Annotated in this window: 20 protein-coding genes; 17 read left to right on the top strand and 3 right to left on the bottom strand. The window is 42.3% G+C overall.

Annotated elements, in window-relative coordinates:
* Positions 1-9 precede the first annotated feature (9 nt).
* Positions 10-1,926: a CocE/NonD family hydrolase gene (locus HPE56_RS17185; protein ID WP_188244993.1), complete on the top strand. Its 1,917-nt coding sequence runs from the start codon at positions 10-12 to the stop codon at positions 1,924-1,926.
* Between the two features lie 69 nt (positions 1,927-1,995).
* Positions 1,996-3,318 carry a TlpA family protein disulfide reductase gene (locus HPE56_RS17180; RefSeq protein WP_188244992.1) on the top strand — a complete coding sequence of 441 codons (1,323 nt, stop codon included), beginning with the start codon at positions 1,996-1,998 and terminating at the stop codon, positions 3,316-3,318.
* 3 nt (positions 3,319-3,321) lie between these two features.
* Here the strand turns inward: HPE56_RS17180 and HPE56_RS17175 are convergent, their stop codons facing one another.
* Positions 3,322-3,981 (bottom strand): aspartate kinase, encoded by a 660-nt coding sequence (locus HPE56_RS17175; RefSeq protein ID WP_188244991.1) that lies wholly within the window; start codon positions 3,979-3,981, stop codon positions 3,322-3,324.
* A gap of 65 nt (positions 3,982-4,046) precedes the next feature.
* Entirely contained in the window at positions 4,047-4,406 is a 360-nt protein-coding gene (locus HPE56_RS17170; RefSeq protein WP_188244990.1) for a YraN family protein, read from the bottom strand.
* 193 nt (positions 4,407-4,599) lie between these two features.
* Between HPE56_RS17170 and HPE56_RS17165 the strand changes: the two genes are divergently transcribed.
* The 14 genes from HPE56_RS17165 (at position 4,600) to HPE56_RS17100 (ending at position 15,966) form a co-directional block, all read left to right on the top strand.
* A complete protein-coding gene (locus HPE56_RS17165) occupies positions 4,600-6,108 on the top strand; it encodes a DUF1800 domain-containing protein (protein ID WP_188244989.1) in 1,509 nt (502 codons plus the stop codon).
* Positions 6,109-6,118: 10 nt separating this feature from the next.
* A complete protein-coding gene (locus tag HPE56_RS17160; RefSeq protein WP_188244988.1) occupies positions 6,119-7,834 on the top strand; it encodes a DUF1501 domain-containing protein in 1,716 nt (571 codons plus the stop codon).
* A 177-nt stretch (positions 7,835-8,011) separates the two neighbouring features.
* Entirely contained in the window at positions 8,012-10,090 is a 2,079-nt protein-coding gene (metG, locus tag HPE56_RS17155) for a methionine--tRNA ligase (protein WP_188244987.1), read from the top strand.
* Between the two features lie 124 nt (positions 10,091-10,214).
* Complete coding sequence (locus HPE56_RS20505; RefSeq protein ID WP_188244986.1) at positions 10,215-10,415, top strand: GIY-YIG nuclease family protein; 201 nt, start codon at positions 10,215-10,217, stop codon at positions 10,413-10,415.
* Between the two features lie 14 nt (positions 10,416-10,429).
* Positions 10,430-10,615: a GIY-YIG nuclease family protein gene (locus tag HPE56_RS20590; protein ID WP_188244985.1), complete on the top strand. Its 186-nt coding sequence runs from the start codon at positions 10,430-10,432 to the stop codon at positions 10,613-10,615.
* Between the two features lie 146 nt (positions 10,616-10,761).
* Positions 10,762-10,911: a hypothetical protein gene (locus tag HPE56_RS17140; RefSeq protein WP_188244984.1), complete on the top strand. Its 150-nt coding sequence runs from the start codon at positions 10,762-10,764 to the stop codon at positions 10,909-10,911.
* A 14-nt stretch (positions 10,912-10,925) separates the two neighbouring features.
* Complete coding sequence (locus tag HPE56_RS20500) at positions 10,926-11,111, top strand: GIY-YIG nuclease family protein (protein ID WP_188244983.1); 186 nt, start codon at positions 10,926-10,928, stop codon at positions 11,109-11,111.
* Positions 11,112-11,160: 49 nt separating this feature from the next.
* Positions 11,161-11,406 (top strand): hypothetical protein, encoded by a 246-nt coding sequence (locus tag HPE56_RS17130; RefSeq protein ID WP_188244982.1) that lies wholly within the window; start codon positions 11,161-11,163, stop codon positions 11,404-11,406.
* Positions 11,407-11,420: 14 nt separating this feature from the next.
* Entirely contained in the window at positions 11,421-11,621 is a 201-nt protein-coding gene (locus tag HPE56_RS20495; protein WP_188244981.1) for a GIY-YIG nuclease family protein, read from the top strand.
* Positions 11,622-11,635: 14 nt separating this feature from the next.
* Positions 11,636-11,836: a GIY-YIG nuclease family protein gene (locus tag HPE56_RS20490; protein WP_188244980.1), complete on the top strand. Its 201-nt coding sequence runs from the start codon at positions 11,636-11,638 to the stop codon at positions 11,834-11,836.
* Positions 11,837-11,850: 14 nt separating this feature from the next.
* On the top strand, positions 11,851-12,249 hold the full coding sequence (locus HPE56_RS17115; protein WP_188244979.1) for a GIY-YIG nuclease family protein: 399 nt from the start codon (positions 11,851-11,853) through the stop codon (positions 12,247-12,249).
* Between the two features lie 102 nt (positions 12,250-12,351).
* Positions 12,352-14,484, top strand: a complete 2,133-nt coding sequence (locus tag HPE56_RS17110; protein WP_188245084.1) for a Tex family protein — start codon at positions 12,352-12,354, stop codon at positions 14,482-14,484.
* Positions 14,485-14,537: 53 nt separating this feature from the next.
* Positions 14,538-15,371: a phosphatase PAP2 family protein gene (locus HPE56_RS17105; RefSeq protein WP_188244978.1), complete on the top strand. Its 834-nt coding sequence runs from the start codon at positions 14,538-14,540 to the stop codon at positions 15,369-15,371.
* Positions 15,372-15,447: 76 nt separating this feature from the next.
* Positions 15,448-15,966: a ferritin gene (locus HPE56_RS17100; protein ID WP_188244977.1), complete on the top strand. Its 519-nt coding sequence runs from the start codon at positions 15,448-15,450 to the stop codon at positions 15,964-15,966.
* Between the two features lie 323 nt (positions 15,967-16,289).
* Here HPE56_RS17100 and HPE56_RS17095 read toward each other — a convergent pair whose 3' ends face one another.
* The gene (locus HPE56_RS17095; protein ID WP_188244976.1) at positions 16,290-16,622 is read right to left on the bottom strand and encodes a single-stranded DNA-binding protein; all 333 of its coding nucleotides are present in this window, start codon (positions 16,620-16,622) and stop codon (positions 16,290-16,292) included.
* Between the two features lie 275 nt (positions 16,623-16,897).
* Between HPE56_RS17095 and HPE56_RS17090 the strand changes: the two genes are divergently transcribed.
* Positions 16,898-18,679 (top strand): GmrSD restriction endonuclease domain-containing protein, encoded by a 1,782-nt coding sequence (locus HPE56_RS17090; protein ID WP_188244975.1) that lies wholly within the window; start codon positions 16,898-16,900, stop codon positions 18,677-18,679.
* Positions 18,680-18,806: the final 127 nt, after the last annotated feature.

Genomic DNA, 18,806 nt, shown 5'->3' with positions numbered 1-18,806 from the left:
CATTAAGCCATGTCAAAATACCTTTACGCCTTTATTATTGTCCTTTTTACAAGTGTTTTCTACGCACAGGAAAGTGATTCACATTATTTACGTCAACACTACGACCTTAAGGAATACCGTATTCCCATGCGTGATGGTGCAGAACTTTTTACGGTGGTGTATACCCCGAAAGACCTTTCGAAAAAGGCACCCATATTATTAAACCGTACCTGTTACAACGCCTCTAAATTCACGGATTACCGAGCAAACGGTTATCCTTCGAAATACTTGGTAAAAGACGGTTATATCCTCGTTTTCCAGGATGTCCGGGGCAGGTATATGTCCGACGGCACCTTTGATAATATGCGACCCATAATTCCAGGGAACAACAGAAAGAACAAAGACGAAATCGACGAAAGTTCTGATACTTGGGATACCATTGACTGGATGATCAAAAATATTAAAGGAAACAACGGTAAGGTAGGCATATACGGTATTTCATATCCGGGTCATTATGCCGCAGCGGCATTGGCCGACGCACATCCGGCCCTTAAGGCCTCCTCACCTCAGGCTCCCATTGCAGACTTTTTCTTTGATGACTTTCATCATCAGGGAGCTTTTCTACAAAGCTATACTGCGGCATATGCCGTTTTTGGGTATCAAAAGGACACCCTTACCCGGGACTCCTGGTATATCGATAAGATACAAAGGTTTTATAATAACCCTCCTGCAGATGGCTACGACTTTCATTTGCGAATGGGTCCGCTTAAGCATATTACCGAAAAGTACCATTACGACAATTTCTTTTGGAAACAAGTCGTTGAGCACCCCAATTATGATGGGTTCTGGCAAAAAAGAAACATTCTCCCGCATTTAAAAAACGTAAAACCTGCCGTAATGACCGTTGGTGGCTGGTTCGATGCCGAAGATCTTTATGGCCCGTTGAACATATACAAGACCATTGAAGCGACGAGCCCCAAAGCCAAAAACACCATCGTCATGGGTCCGTGGGCACATGGCGGTTGGGCCAGGGAAAACGGAAAGACCATACATAACCACATTTATTTTGGGGATAGTATCTCAACATTTTACCAAAAGGAGATCGAACGAAAATTCTTTGCACACTATTTAAAGGACGAAGAAACAGACCCACTTCCCGAAGCCTACATGTATGACACCGGTTCTAAAAAATGGGAAACCTTTGATGCATGGCCTCCCAAGGACATAGAGCCCATAACCCTCTATTTTGGTGAAAACGGAAAATTATCGATCAATGAACCCACGGATGGAAACGCTTCCTTTGAGTACACCAGCGACCCCAACAAACCCGTACCCTACACCTCACAAATTGAGGGGCTGACCTTCACCCCCAGACGATTCATGTCCGACGACCAAAGGCAAGCATCCCGCAGACCGGATGTACTAACCTTTGAATCTGAAACACTATCGGAGGATATGCAACTGGCCGGGGAGCTATTTTCCAAGCTCAAGGTATCCATGACCGGTACGGATGCCGACTTTATCGTGAAACTCATTGATGTTTACCCTAATGACCATCCCAATTACGAGCATAATCCGGAAAATATCGTCATGGGAGGCTACCAACAACTCGTACGGTCAGAGGTTTTCAGGGGAAGGTTCAGAAACGGATTCGACAAACCCGAGCCTTTTGTCCCCAACCAACCCACCGATGTTGGTTTTCGTTTACAGGATGTATTGCATACCTTTAAAAAAGGACATCGCATCATGATCCAGATACACAGCACCTGGTTCCCGTACATTGACCGTAACCCACAGAAATATGTGGACAATATTTACAAGGCCGACGAAGCGGATTTTATTAAATCGACCATTAAAATATATGGCTCCTCCAAGATAGAGATCGGGAATACGGAATGTTGCCAACCTCCCTTGGTACGCCTGAAAGAACCGATTATCAAGAATTAATACCTGCTAACCGTTATTGGTCCAGCATCTAATTTGTAATTTGGACCGATTTTTGATTTTACTTGATCTATGAAAAAACTAGTTGTTCTACTTGCCCTGATCATCGGCATACCACTACATGCCCAACATACCATTTCCGGCACATTTTCACCCGCCAAGGATTACAAGTGGTTGATCGCCTATCGCCTAAAACCAGGCACACAAAGCTATATCGCCGATACCGCCGTCAAGAATGGGGTATTCAATCTAAAGATTCCCGCTAATGCCTTACCGGGAACCTATAGACTGGTCTACGCCGTTCCCCAAGAACAATTCTATTTTGATGTCATCTATAACGGAAAGGAAGATATCACCTTTGCCTTTGATTCCAAAAACGGGGTCTCGTTCTTTACGTCGAAAGAAAATATACTCTTCAATACCTATTTTAAGGAAATCAACGACTTGGAACAACAGATCACGAATTACTATACAAGTTCAAGCACCAATGAAAAAGAATTCAAGGCCCTGACAAAACAGCTTCAAAGCACTCAGGATACCTATGAAAAAAAGACGGAGGGCACTATGGCCTATCATTTCATCAAAAGCAATAAACCTTATATTCCCACAAATGCGGAATCGGTTGAAGTCTATGTGAACAACAAGAAGACCCATTATTTCGATGCCTTGGATTTTGACAACCCCATTTTACAGGCTTCGGGATTTTTGACAGACAAAATGATCAATTACGTTTTTACGGCATTGCCCCTAAAGCCCATGACCGATATTGAAAAACAGAAGGCCATGAACCATAACGTGGACACCATCAATGAAAAATTGAAATCGGTCGATGATCCGTATAAATTGCATCTTTTTTACAGTTTATGGACGCAAGCTTCCGCAACTACCTCCAATATAACCGCTGACTATATCTACAAAACCTATTTAAAAGGACTTGCATCGACAGCAAAAAACAAAACCATAATCGACGAAGTGGAAGTGCACAATCGATTACGGATAGGTGCATTGGCTCCTGACATCCAATGGAAGAAAGACGGCGTATCCCAATCATTAAGTCACTTGAAAGGGGCCGAAAACTATGTGCTCGTCTTTTGGAGCAGCACCTGTAGCCACTGTTTACATGAACTTCCGGCTTTGCATAAAAAACTGGAAGACTTCAATACGGTCAAGGTTGTGGCGGTCGGACTTGAAAACGACGATGTAAATTGGAAAAAGGTAACGGCGGATCTATCCCTTTTTGAACATGCCATAGCGTTGGGCAAATGGGAAAGTGCCTATGCCAGAACCTATAATATCCAAAAAACACCCACCTATTTTATATTGGACAAGGACAAACGAATTATCGCAAAACCCGATAACGATAAGGAAGTTGTTGAATTTTTGGAAAAGGAATGACCCTTATAACATTTTAAGGTCCTTAATGGTCTTAAAGGCTATATCCACTTGGTCATCATTTACGATAATGGTGAACTCATTGGTCGTTGATATAACTTCATAGAGTACAATACCCTCCCAAGCCAACCGTTGGAAAATGAAATAATAGATTCCCGGTACCGAGACATTCTCAGCGGGAAGTTTTACCGTTATGGAGGACAGGTTATTCGCCTTCTGGGTGCATCGTTCCGCCTTAAAAAGAGTTTCAACGGTACTGTCCATTATATTGCTAATGACAATATTGATTTCGTTGACACCCCTCGATGACGTATAGAACACATCCTGGTTGGAATGAATTTCCGAAAGGAGTTTTGCCTGCTGGGTAAGGATGGTCTCCGATGCCAAAAAGGTATAATCGGTCAAAGAGGACCGTACCGTTATTTCACCGATATTCTTTAAAACCTTGATGATTTTATGGGTAGCCCTAAATTCCAGGTCATCAGACAATCGTTTTAAGGCCATGACAATGGCACCATTACGAATATCTTTACCCAATTGCTCCTCAATTTCCGGCTTTACGATTCTAGACAGCGATGTTAGGTTGATAATCCCTTGCGCCAAAGCACTTTGAAGAAAAGGTTTCTTCTTAATATACTCTTCTACTACGGACGATATTGTTTTCATAATGCTTAAAATGTCTACAAATATAACATAATGTTACAAATAAAACAAATTGTGGGATATTAAATTTAGAAATGGTAAAAAGCACTTTCCATATGATCGATTTCAAAGACCTTATTGTTCTTTAGAATCGTAATGACATCAAAGCGCACCTCAACGTCCAAATCCTGTTCCGTTACATAGTGGTCTGCCCCCATTACCAATAAGTCTATTTTCCGCTTGGTGATGGTCTCTGCAATATTCTCAACAAAATCAGTACTTCGGGAACGCACCTCAACAATGGCCAAAATCGAACCCTTCTGTGCAATGATATCGATCTCAGCTTTTAAATACCTATAATTCCTATGCTTTATCACATAGCCTTTTTGCATCAAAAAATCGACTGCAATTCGCTCTCCTTCCTTACCAAATTCGTTATGTTTACCCATATTTTCCTTCTTTTTTATCAAAATAAATGCATTTCATCGAAAATATATGACTTTCGTCGTATTTTTAGATCGTATCACCGTTATTTGAAAGGCATAACAACGAAAATAATTGGATTTACATAATATCCAATTCGTTTAGACGTTAAGAATTTGCCCCCTACGCACATGAACGTTCTTAAAGCCTAAAATTACTATGGAATACTTCGTTAATTGTAACACCTCTACATTAGCGCCGTACACTGCGCCTTTGGATAAATCCAAAGCAGCACATTTGTACCGGAGATTGGGGTTTAGTGCCTCTGTCGAAACTATTGATCAAGTCGTTGGACAATCGGCTGGCGCTTTGGTAGACAATCTTATTAACCAAGCCATAAATATGGCGCCGACCCCAGCACCGAGTTGGGCAGATTGGAACAATAGCAACTATCCCGCAGATGATGATGCCGCCGGGCAACTACGCAGGGCCCAGATAGACGAATGGAGTTTGACCTACACGAATGCCATGCTCAATAACAACCTAAGGGACCGATTGAGTTTCTTTTGGAGCAACCATTTTGTAACCCAACTCTCTATATACAACTGTAGTTCCTTCCTTTATGATTATATCAATTGCCTGCAACGCAATTCCATCGCGAATTTCAAGACTTTTGTCAGTGAGATCGGTATAACCAGCGCCATGCTCTATTATTTGGATGGTGTATATAACAATGGTAACAACCCGAATGAGAACTATGCGAGGGAGCTGTATGAACTTTTTACCCTAGGTGATGGCAATGGCTATACCGAGGAGGACATTGTGGAAACGGCCAAGGCCCTTTCAGGTTATGTAGAACGGGGTGAGATAGGCTGCGAACCCGTAACCTTCGATCCTACCAAATTCAATACGGACAACAAGACCATTTTTGGTCAAACCGGTAACTGGGGGTATGACGATGTCATTGATATCCTCTTTGAACAACGCGGTGCCCAATTGTCCGATTTTATATGCCGAAAGCTTTATGAGTTTTTCGTGCACCCGGATTCCAGGGATGCCTCGAACAATGCCCAGGTTATTATCGACGGCATGGCAGCCACTTTCATGGCCAACGATTATGACATTGCACCGGTTTTATCCCAACTCTTTAAAAGTGAACATTTCTTTGATGATGAGGCTATTGGGGTCATCATAAAAAGTCCGTTCGATGTTTATTTGAACTTTCTGAACGAAACCAGCTTTAACTATTCCGACACCACTTTGGCCAGTATGATCAATTACAGTGACCTACTGGGACAAACATTGTTCAATCCTGTTGAGGTTGAAGGTTGGCAGCGCAATAGAACGTGGATCAACACCAATTTCATGATCGGTCGTTGGCTTACCATGGAAACCATTATTGATGGTCTCTACCAAAACGACCCTGAACAATTCCGAGCATTTGCAACCAACGCCGTTGGAACTGCGGATAGCGGTACCAGTAACCCCGAAATCGTAGTGACCGCTATCGTCAACAAGATTGCCCCCAAAGGCATGTATACCACGGAACAATTCGACAATGCCGTATCGGCATTTACCATTTCTGAAGTTCCTATGTCGTACTACAGTCCCGATTTCGTGGATGGTGGAACATCACAATGGATTTTGAATATATCGGCATCCGTTCCATCACAGGTACACTTGCTTTTACGTCATCTTTCGAGACAACCCGAATTTCAACTAAAATAAACCTACGATTATGTGCGATACTCACGATAAAACTCCATTTAAAGGCTTAGAACATGAGGGCCATGATCACGAACATAAGGCATGGAGCAGACGTTCCTTTTTACAGGCGCTAGGCATAGCAGGCTCTGGATCAATGCTCTTGGGATCACAGATGTTAACGGCCTCTGCCCCATCCCCATTGACCTCTGCCATAGCCGCGGCTGAAACCGATAACATCCTTATCCTTATCCGTTTGAATGGTGGTAATGATGGTTTAAGTACGGTTATCCCCATGGAACAATACGATTCCTATGCCAATGCAAGGCCCAATATTTATATTCCTGAAAGTAAGGTGTTAAAACTAACCGATGAATTCGGGGTGCCTTCCTATATGAAATCGCTGGAGCCCATGTGGGGCGATGGCCAATTTAAAGCGGTACATGGTGTCGGGTATCAAAATCAAAGCCTTTCCCACTTTACGGGAACTGACATCTTTGGAAGCACCGATATCAATACCACCGGGTTCTCAGGGGAGGACACGGGTTGGATGGGCAGGCATTTTGAACATTTATTCCCCGATTATCTATCCGATTTTCCTGGAAGCAGACCTACCGATGGTCCTGCTGCCATACAAGTCGGAAACTATGGTAGTCTTGTTTTTGAAGGTGAGGAAACCAACTATGCCTTTGTGACCAATAATGTTGACCAATTACAGCAAATCGCCGAAACAGGCCTACAATATTCCGTAGACGAAGCCCTTTTTGATGATTGTATGTATTCCGATCAAATCAAGTTTCTCAGGGGTGTATCGAATGTCACCAATGAATATGCAGGAATAATCCATGAGGCCTATATGCGTGGTCAAAACCAAGTGGAATACCAAGACAATAGTTTTGCTAGGCAATTGGCCATTTTGGCACGATTGATCAAAGGAAATTTGGGTACCAAGGTATATATGATCTCCATGGGAGGTTTTGATACCCACGGAAACCAGCCCTTGACCCATGAACGCCTTATGACCAATTTATCGGTTGCCGTGGATAATTTTTACGATGATATTGCCTTTACCCAACAGGATGAGAAGGTTTTGAGCATGACTTTTTCCGAATTCGGGAGACGTATTTTCGAAAACGGTTCCAATGGTACCGATCACGGTAAGGCCGCTCCAACACTTTTCTTTGGCTCAGGCTTAAACGGCAGTGCCTTTGTAGGGGAACATCCTACCTTGGACAATCCCGATGGGCGCGGTAACCTTGAGTTTACGATGGACTTTAGGGATCTCTATGCCACGGTACTGGCGGAATGGCTGTGTGTTGATATTCCTTTGGTAGAACAACATTTATTAAACCACCCCTATGCACCTGTAAATCTCGGATTCAACTGTAGTGGTACTGATTTCCCGGATATTGTTTACAGTGATGGGGAACCTACTTTACCAACAACGGGACCTACCCCAGAGACACCCTTTGATCCCCAATTGTTGGATGCTATTGTACACAAACCTTTTTATCCTACGGATAGTACACCACATATTTACTTGGAAATGCCCTTTAGTGCCCACGTAGATATTCAATTGTACAATATTCTTGGACAAAATGTGGGGACCGTCTTCAACGAGATGATGTTTGAAGGTTCTACAGAGATAAATATTAGGGAGCGAATGCCAAGTCATTTATCTACCGGTAAATATATTTATCGCATTAATGTACAGAATCAGAAAATGAGTAAATCGGTAATGGTTGCTTAAACAAACCCCACTACCCTTAAGGGCCCTATTTCTATATGAAAAGGGCCCTTTCTTTTTTTAATCGATTTAGACCCAAAAAACACCATTGTTATTGCTCGGGTAATCCAACACAAATCCGTAGGAATAGGTAAATCTCCCATCAAAATCTGTATTTTTGTCGTTTAATTTCGAAAGTTGATGACAGATAACGCAAAATCCCCAGCCAGATATACCATTACAGCAGCATTACCCTATACCAATGGTCCCATACATATTGGGCACTTGGCGGGTGTATACGTACCTGCCGATATCTATGCCAGATACCAGCGACTACAAGGTAAGGACGTAGCCTTTGTTTGTGGAAGTGATGAACACGGGGTGGCCATTTCAATGAAAGCCAAAAAGGAAGGTATTACCCCCAAGGAGGTCATTGATAAGTATGACGGTATCATACGTAAATCGTTTGAGGAGTTCGGTATTACTTTTGACAATTACTCCAGGACTTCACGTGAAATCCACCATAAAACGGCTTCCGACTTTTTTGTAAAGCTATACGAGCAAGGCGATTTTATTGAGGAAACCACGGCACAATTGTACGATGAGGAAGCCAAACAATTCTTGGCCGATCGTTTTGTAGTCGGCACATGCCCAAAATGTGGCCATGAGGAAGCCTATGGCGACCAATGTGAGAATTGTGGCTCTACCCTGAATGCGACGGACCTTATTAATCCGAAATCGACCATTACAGGTACGGTGCCAACCACCAAAGAAACCAAACATTGGTTTTTACCCTTGGATCGCTATGAGGATTTCCTTAAGAAATGGATTCTCGAAGGCCATAAGAAAGATTGGAAACCCAACGTCTATGGCCAATGCAAAAGTTGGATCGATGACGGATTAAAACCCAGGGCGGTTACCCGCGATCTCGATTGGGGTATTCCCGTACCGGTGGAAGGTGGCGAGGGCAAAGTGTTGTATGTTTGGTTCGATGCCCCTATCGGCTATATTTCATCGACCAAGGAATGGGCTGCACGCGAGGGCAAGGATTGGGAACCCTATTGGAAGGATAAGGACACCAAATTACTACATTTTATAGGTAAGGATAACATTGTTTTCCACTGCATTATCTTCCCTAGTATCTTAAAGGCCCACGGCGAATATATTCTTCCGGACAATGTACCGGCCAACGAGTTCCTGAATTTGGAAGGCAACAAACTTTCCACCTCAAAAAACTGGGCGGTATGGTTGCATGAGTATTTAGTGGATTTTCCAGATATGCAGGATGCATTGCGGTACACCCTAACGGCCAACGCACCCGAAACCAAGGACAATGACTTTACCTGGAAGGATTTTCAGGCCCGTAACAATAACGAACTGGTTGCCATACTGGGGAACTTTATAAACCGGGTCGTGGTCTTGACGAATAAATATTACGAAGGCGTCGTTCCTAGTCCTTCCGAGTTTTCCCAAGTGGACAAGGAAACCTTGGAACAGTTACGAAAATACCCTGGGATCATTACGAGTTCCATTGAACGCTACCGTTTTAGGGAAGCCGGTCAGGAACTGATGAACCTAGCGCGCTTGGGCAACAAATACCTGGCCGATGAAGAGCCTTGGAAAGTCATCAAACAAGATGGGGAACGGGTAAAGACCATTATGTTCGTCGCCCTACAGATTGCAACAGGATTGGCCGTATTGAGCGAACCCTTTTTGCCCTTTACTTCCGGAAAATTAAAACAAATACTTGCGCTCGGGTCAAGCGCAGACGAGGCCTTATGGGCGAATGTCGCAACCCAGGAAACCCTACTCGCACCCCAACATAAAATCAATAAGGCCGAACTGCTCTTTAGAAAAGTGGAGGACAGCGAAATTCAGGCCCAATTGGATAAGTTGGAAGCCACCAAAAAAGCGAACGAAAACGAAAACAAAGCACTTATGCCACAAAAGGACACGATTACTTTCGATGATTTCTCAAAACTCGACATGCGCGTAGGCACTATAGTCGAAGCCGAAAAAATGGCCAAGGCCAAGAAATTATTGGTACTTAAGGTAGATACCGGCCTAGATACGCGAACCATCGTTTCGGGTATTGCGGAAAGTTTTACGCCTGAGGAAATCGTAGGTAAAAAAGTGACTGTTCTGATTAACCTAGCCCCAAGGGCATTACGCGGTGTTGAAAGTGAAGGGATGATACTTATGACCGAGAATGCTGATGGTAAATTGGTCTTTGTAAATCCTGACGAGGATAATGTCGGGAATGGATTAACAATAAATTAAACCCTTCAGCAGGGTACGATTATTGGTTGTGTTTTTGGGATAGGCGAAGGGTCTTCGATTGAATACGCACCCTATAATGTCCGGTCGAGCGCAGTCGAGACCTAGTTTAAAGCGGAGAACCTTAATGAATTTTTACTATGTTTATATACTACTATGTTCGGACGGATTGACATATACCGGAATCACCAATGATATCGCAAGAAGATTCAACGAACACCAAAAAGGTGTACGGAATACGGTTGGACTTTTCCAAGTGGGGGCGGTACTGGAAATGATTGATTTTAAAACCCAATGTCCGGTCGAGCGCAGTCGAGACCTAGTTTAAAGCTGTAAACTTCAATGAAATTTTACTATGTTTATATACTAATGTGTTCGGACGGATTGACATATACCGGTATCACCAATGATATCGCAAGAAGGTTCGATGAATACCAAAAAGGAGTACGGAATACGGTTGGACTTTTCCAAGTGGGGGCGGTACTGGGAATGATTGATTTTAAAACCCAATGTCCGGACAAACCTTAATAAACCCGACCTTAAACGAATACATAAAACAACTCAAAAATAGTACCCCATGCACGGATTAAGGTCTCGACTGCGCTCGACCGGACAATCCTTAATAAATCAGACCTTAAACGAACACCTAAAACAACTCAAAAATACAGTAGCCCATGCAAAGCATCCCCTACATCATAAAACATACCCAGCTCCCCGAAAAAGGAGTACGGAATACGGTTGGACTTTTCCAAGTGGGGCCGGTACTGGAAATGATTGAATTAAAAACCCAATGTCCGGTCGAGCGCAGTCGAGACCTAGTTTAAAGCTGTAAACTTCAATGAAATTTTACTATGTTTATATACTACTATGTTCGGACGGATTGACATATACCGGAATCACCAATGATATCGCAAGAAGGTTCGATGAACACCAAAAAGGAGTACGGAATACGGTTGGACTTTTCCAAGCGGGGCCGGTACTGGAAATGATTGAATTAAAAACCCAATGTCCGGACAAACCTTAATAAACCCGACCTTAAACGAATACATAAAACAACTCAAAAATAGTACCCCATGCACGGATTAAGGTCTCGACTGCGCTCGACCGGACAATCCTTAATAAACAAGACATTAGCCGAAAACCTAAAACAACCCAAAATACAGTACCCCATGCAACTCATCCCCTACATCCTAAAGCATACCCAACTCCCCGAAAAAGGAGTACGGAATACGGTTGGACTTTTCCAAGCGGGGCCGGTACTGGAAATGATTGATTTTAAAACCCAATGTCCGGTCGAGCGCAGTCGAGACCTAGTTTAAAGCAGAAAACCTTAATGAATTTTTACTATGTTTATATACTATTATGTTCGGATGAATTGACATATACCGGAATCACCAATGATATCGCAAGAAGATTCGATGAACACCAAAAAGGAGTACGGAATACGGTTGGACTTTTCCAAGCGGGGCCGGTACTGGAAATGATTGAATTAAAAACCCAATGTCCGGTCGAGCGCAGTCGAGACCTAGTTTAAAGCTGTAAACTTCAATGAAATTTTACTATGTTTATATATTAATGTGTTCGGACGGATTGACATATACCGGAATCACCAATGATATCGCAAGAAGATTCAACGAACACCAAAAAGGAGTACGGAATACGGTTGGACTTTTCCAAGTGGGGGCGGTACTGGAAATGATTGAATTAAAAACCCAATGTCCGGTCGAGCGCAGTCGAGACCTAGTTTAAAGCAGAAAACCTTAATGAATTTTTACTATGTTTATATACTATTATGTTCGGACGGATTGACATATACCGGAATCACCAATGATATCGCACGAAGGTTTGATGAACACCAAAAAGGCCTTAATAAAACTTGCTTTACCTATAGGAGAAGACCTGTCGAGTTGATTTTCCATCAAGAATTCAATGATGTGGTGCAAGCCATTTCTTTTGAAAAGAAAATAAAAAAGTGGAGTGGTACAAAGAAGCTTGCCTTGGCTAATGGCGAATACGACCTTTTACAGATTTTGGCCCAATGCCGAAACGCCACCCATTCCGATTTTAAACCGACTGATACCGATGAAGGTCTCGACAGCGCTCGACCGGACAAACCTTATACATCAGACTTTAAACGAACACATAAAACAACTCATAAATAGTACCCCATGCACGGATTAAGGTCTCGACTGCGCTCGACCGGACAAACCTTAATAAATCAGACCTTAAACGAACACATAAAACAACCCAAAATACAGTACCCCATGCAACTCATCCCCTACATCCTAAAGCATACCCAACTCCCCGAAAAAGGAGTCAAGAATACCGTTGAACTCCTAGAGCAAGATTGCACGGTACCTTTTATCTCGCGCTATCGAAAAGAACGTACCGGAAATCTGGATGAAGTCCAGATTGGGGCTATAGTCACGTTCAAGGCCCAATTCGAGGCACTCGAAAAACGCAAGGCCACCATTATCAAAGCTTTGGAGGAACAGGAGGTACTGACTGCCGAGCTCCGCCAAAAAATAGGGAATTCCGGCGATTTGACAACGCTTGAGGACATTTACCTGCCCTTTAAAAAGTCGAAAAAGACCAAGGCCGAGACGGCCCGTAAAAACGGATTGGAGCCTTTGGCCAAGATCATCATGGCACAGTCCCGAAACTTCGGGGACGAGATTGAATTCGAAGCCTCGAAATACCTGAGTGACACCGTAGAAAACGAAGATAAGGCCCTAGAAGGTGCCCGCCATATTATCGCGGAATGGATCAATGAACGTGCCGACATCCGGAATCAGATACGGTACCAGTTGGAGAAATTCGCCCAAATCACCACCAAGGTCATCTCCACCAAAAAAGAGGAGGAAAAAGCCCAGAAGTTCCGGGATTATTTTGATTGGAGCGAATCTTTGGGCCGCTGTCCGTCACATCGTCTTCTGGCCATTCTCAGGGCGGAAAATGAAGGCTTTATCCGTGTTAAAATCGAAATCGATAACGAAAGGGCGCTTCAAAAAATCGAAGAGCGTATCCTTAAAAGCAACAATGCGTGTAGCACACAGATAAAACTGGCCATTGAGGATGCCTATAAACGTTTATTGTTCCCTTCCTTATCCAACGAAACCCTAAAAAAGGCAAAAGAAAAAGCCGATGAATCGGCCATTCAGGTCTTTTCAAACAACCTAAAACAGTTGTTGTTGGGCTCTCCCTTGGGTGAAAAACGAATTTTGGCCCTTGACCCGGGCTTTAGAACCGGCTGTAAACTGGTTTGCCTGAGCGCTCAGGGCGATTTGGAGCACAATGAGACCATTTATCCCCATGCCCCCAAAAACGACAGTAAAGGGGCGATTAAAAAAATAAGTTCCCTGGCCGAAGCCTATAAAATTGAGGCCATTGCCATAGGTAACGGTACGGCATCCCGGGAAACGGAACAGCTGATAAAACGCATCCAATTCAGAAATCCCATTGAGGTCTTTGTGGTGAGTGAAGCGGGAGCCTCGATCTATTCGGCCTCGAAAATCGCCCGTGATGAATTCCCCAATTATGACGTCACCGTTCGGGGAGCGATTTCCATCGGGCGAAGATTGGCCGATCCCTTGGCCGAATTGGTCAAGATCGACCCAAAATCGATTGGTGTAGGGCAATACCAACACGATGTGGACCAGAACAAACTAAAAACCTCGTTGGACACCGTAGTCGAGAGCTGTGTGAATTCGGTCGGGGTCAACATCAATACGGCAAGTGTACCCCTTTTGAGCTACGTTTCGGGTATTGGCCCCAAACTGGCAGAGAACATCGTTGCCTATCGCAATGAACATGGTGCCTATGAAAGCAGGACCGCCATTAAAAAAGTTCCCCGTTTGGGGGGCAAGGCCTTTGAACAGGGAGCGGCTTTTATGCGTATCAAACAGGCCAAAAACCCTTTGGATGATTCCGCCGTACACCCCGAAAGCTATGGTATCGTTGAAAAAATGGCGAAGGACCTCGGCAAAAAGGTATCGGACCTCATCGGAAACAAACCACTATTACAAAGCATTGACCTGAATGCGTATTGTACTGAAAATATTGGGCTTTTCACCTTAAAGGACATCGTTAAGGAATTGGAAAAACCCGGATTGGACACCCGTGAAAAAGCCAAGGTATTCACGTTTGACCAAAACATTAGGTCGATCACTGACCTGGAAACCGGACAACTACTACCGGGCATCGTGAACAACATTACCAACTTCGGTTGTTTTGTGGATATTGGGATCAAGGAAAGTGGACTGATCCATATTTCCAATTTATCCGATACCTTTGTAAAGGATGTCAACGCCCATGTAAGCTTGCACCAACAGATTATTGTTAAAGTGCTCGAGGTCGATGTGCCCCGAAAAAGAATTCAATTGGCCTTACACCAATAATTCGGGTTAAACAAAACAGCCATGTATTTAAAAACCCCCTGTAATCCATGTCAATGAAGTCTATACTACCCTTGATCCTAACCCTTGTGATGACCATTTCGTGGGGTCAAGATCCCATTATAAAAGCACCCAAGACGACCTGGCAGATGTTCACCTATGATGCCGGCACCATGTTTACAAGCATTGGGTATGCGTATACCAGACCCTTACATTGGAAAGGCCAACAATGGCAGACCATGGGGGCCGTGGCCGGGGGCACGGGATTTTTATACCTTTTTGACGACCAAACCTCCAAATTTTTTAGGGATGGCAAGGATAATGTTCCGAGCTTTATTCGTGATTATGGGGAATTCATTGGCAACCCTGAAAACAACTATTCGGTAACCGCAGGTGTATATTTTACCGGTCTTTTCACCAAAAACGAGAAATTGCGGAGAACCGGGGTGCTGCTTATCTCCTCGGCATCGGCCACCGGGTTGTTACAACAGATCATGAAATCATTGGCCGGTAGGGCCCGCCCCATAAGCGGACAATCCAAAGACACCTTTGATCCCTTCAATGCGAGTAGGAACTACCACTCTTTTCCCTCTGGCCATGCGATGATGGCCTTTACCAATGCCTATGTCATCGGCAAGCAATTTAAGAACCCTTGGGTCAAAGCGGGGATTTATACCGTAGGGCTGGTTCCGGGGATTTCCCGGGTATGGGACGGACAGCATTGGTTGAGCGATGTGGCCTTTAGTGTGGCCATGAGTGTATTCACCGTTGAGGCCATTGATCGTTATTTGGACTCGAAATACGCTGAAAAATATAACGACCAAAACAAACTTGTAAGTTGGAACCTGACTTTTGCCCCGGGACAGATAGGGGTCATCGCGCGGTTTTAATCCTATAGAAAGCCTAAAGTCGTACCGTGTTTCCCTTTAAAAAACGTAACTTTATATGCATATAAAAAAGTAAATTATGTTATCGGAAAAATTAGATAAAGCACTCAATAAACAAATACAGATCGAGGCGGAATCCTCACAGGTATATTTATCAATGGCCTCTTGGGCCGAAACGAAAGGGTTGGAAGGTATTGCCTCCTTTATGTACGCCCAATCGGACGAGGAACGCCAGCATATGCTCAAATTGGTGAAATTCGTGAACGAACGTGGGGGACATGCCAAGGTATCTGCCCTAAAAGCACCAAAATTGGATTTCGGCACGTTTCAAAAGATGTTCGTTGAATTATTGGAACATGAGATATTCGTATCGAAGAGCATTAATGACCTGGTGCACATAACCCTTGAAGAAAAGGATTATGCCACCCATAACTTTTTACAGTGGTATGTGGCCGAGCAAATCGAGGAAGAAGCCTTGGCGAGGACTATTTTAGATAAAATAAACCTTATCGGTAATGATAAGGGCGGACTTTATCTTTTTGATAGGGATGTACAGCAGATTACGGCCAATAGTGCGGCCAACGCCATGCCACAATAAGATTTAACACATAAACCTTATTTAGATTTAATTAAAATAGTACATTTGTTTTGTCTGCTATCGCATATACATGGGCAAAAAGAAAAAGGCGAAAAAAAAGGAGTTGAAAAAACTCAAGAAGAAACAGAAGAAATCCGCTTTGGTAAATTCTTCCGTTGACTTAAAACCCAAGTGTTGCGATAAGTACAAAAAGAAGGAATCGAAACGCTGCAAAAAGTGTCCGTGTTTTGATCTTATGCAGAAAGTAGCCTAGTACGTCTAATCTTAAAAGAACCTATAAAAAAGCCCCGCATCATAGCGGGGCTTTTCTTTTTATCGGTTGTTTATTTGCCCAGCATGAGCAATTCGTTACAGCGTATTTCGGTGACATATCGTTTTTCGCCCTCTTTGGTCTCATAGGAGCGATGGGTCAATTTGCCTTCCACGGCCACCTCGTTGCCTTTGGTCAAATAATTTTCGACGATTTCGGCCGTCTTCCCCCAGGCGACCACATGGTGCCATTGGGTATCGGTGACCTTCTCCCCTTTTGCATTTTTGTAGGTCTCATTGGTAGCGATGGAGAATTTCGCCAATTTGCTACCCCCATCCAAGTTTACGATTTCGGGATCATTCCCTAGGTTTCCAATCAACTGTACTTTGTTTCTAAGTGCGTTCATAATATCTGATTTTACGTGTTAAACAGTTAATACTATCGAGCCTCCTTGACCCGACACTGCAAACCTAAGACCGCCTCAACCAGTTATTCGGTTATGAAGTATTTACTTTCGTTTGTAAACGTTTGTAGTCGTTTGTATTTACTTAAATCGCTCTTTTCCATTGAATTACTTGGTTTTTCTAGTTTTTTGTAGGAATTTTAGTGAATTAAGGATATATAGATCATATGATCTATATTCCTACGTTAGCCTTCATTAAAAAAAAACCGAGAAACTGAATGAACTTTACAGATAGAATCAAACCAACAGACAAAGGAATAACAACATATCTTGACGAACTGAAAAATCAAGATTATCAAATTCCGACATTCCAACGAGACGTAGTTTGGGAAAAGGAAAATGTAAAAAAACTTTGGGACAGTATTTATAAATTCTATCCGTTAGGCAGTATTCTCGTTTGGAAAACTGATTTAAAGCTTCAAAATCACAGAGAAATTGGCGGACATAAAATCGTTAATGATAATTTCAACCGAACCGAATATCAATATTTATTAGACGGACAACAAAGAACGACTTCCCTTCTGACTTCACTTTATGGCGGAAAGATTGAGGGAAGAGAAGATTTTGACCCAGCACTTTTTGTGGATATTACAGTTGAAAGTTCAGACGACACAGATGACGAAAGCTACAAAAAACGATTTCTCTATTGGGACGAAATAGACGACAAAAACGGGACTTTTAAAAGGAATATTGGCAAGAAAAAAAAGTTTGACGAAGGACTGATTTTAAAGCTTATTGACATTAAAGAAAAGTACAACGACATTCAAAAAACGGTTATCAAACACCCAGAAATCGACCTAAATTTTGACCACCAATATATTGAGGAACTTGGTCGCATAAAACAAGTTCTTGACAATTACAGACTTTCATTCATTGAATTAAAAGGTATTCAAGTTTCAGAAGTTTGTCAAATATTTGAGCGTATAAATCAAGCAGGAAAACCGTTAGACATTTTTGATATAGTTGTAGCAAAAACATTTAGACCTAAATCGGATTCGGACAGCGGATTCTATTTAAGAGATTTAATAGACGGATTTCGAGAAATTAACAACAGTAGATTTCTGCAATTAAGTGACTTTGACTATCTGCAAATTCTATCAATTCTAATTAGAGAAAATATCGAAAATTCAGGAATTGTAAATATTACGCCTCGATACTTAAACGACATAAAAACAGAACAGATAGAAACAATTTGGACAGATTCAAAAAAAGCCATTTTAAAGACATTCGACTTTTTCGAGAACACATTAAACTTAAAAGGTCCACAGTTAATACCATACAGATATTTCTATCTTACAATATCAAATTACTTCTATCAAAACAGCAATCCAGATTACGATTTTCTAAAGAAATACTTTTGGTTTAATAGTTTACATAGAGACGACTTATTGAGCAATACAACGGATATTAAAAATCATATTACTTTTCTTAACAAAGAGAAAAATAAAGAAGAATATCAATTTGAACGCTTTTTAATTGACCGAGACACTTTGAGAAAAGCTTCATATAGTTCAAAAGGTGTTTCTTCAAGAGCAATACTTGCACTTTTATCTACTAACCAACCGAAAGATTGGAAATTTACAGATAGAAATGTAATTGCGGAAAACTTCTTTTTCTCAACTGATAAACCAAATTTACACCACATTTTTCCAACAGACTACATTGCGAAAAATCCAGGTTCTAATACTATTGACAATAATTCTCTAATGAATATTGCGTATTTGACCCAAATAACGAATTTAGAAATTAGCAATAAAAATCCTTTAGATTATATCTGCGACTATGACAAAAACCCTGACTTTCCAACGGCTATTAAATCACATTTAATTCCTGAACAAATATTGGAATGGTCAAGTTTACCCGAAATGCCTGAAAACGCTTTGGACTTATTTATAGAGCAAAGAATTGATTTGATAATCGAGCAGTTGAAATCAAAACTGAACGGAATTAAATTTGAAGTTATAGATACGAGAGAAAGTGTAATAGCGGAAAAAGAATAACGAAAGGCTAATAACTAAGCATATGGCGCGCCGATAGGCTAGCGCTATATGACGTGTTGACTGATCCGGGGTTTGGGATAAGGGGGAATACGAGAGGTTTGCCTAGCCCTTGGCAAAGAAGAAGGTT

Origin of the sequence: Maribacter aquimaris (assembly GCF_014596745.1) — a bacterium.
GTDB lineage: Bacteria > Bacteroidota > Bacteroidia > Flavobacteriales > Flavobacteriaceae > Maribacter_A > Maribacter_A aquimaris.
Note: the sequence above shows the minus strand (reverse complement) of the source record. Positions and strands in the feature narration are given on the sequence as shown.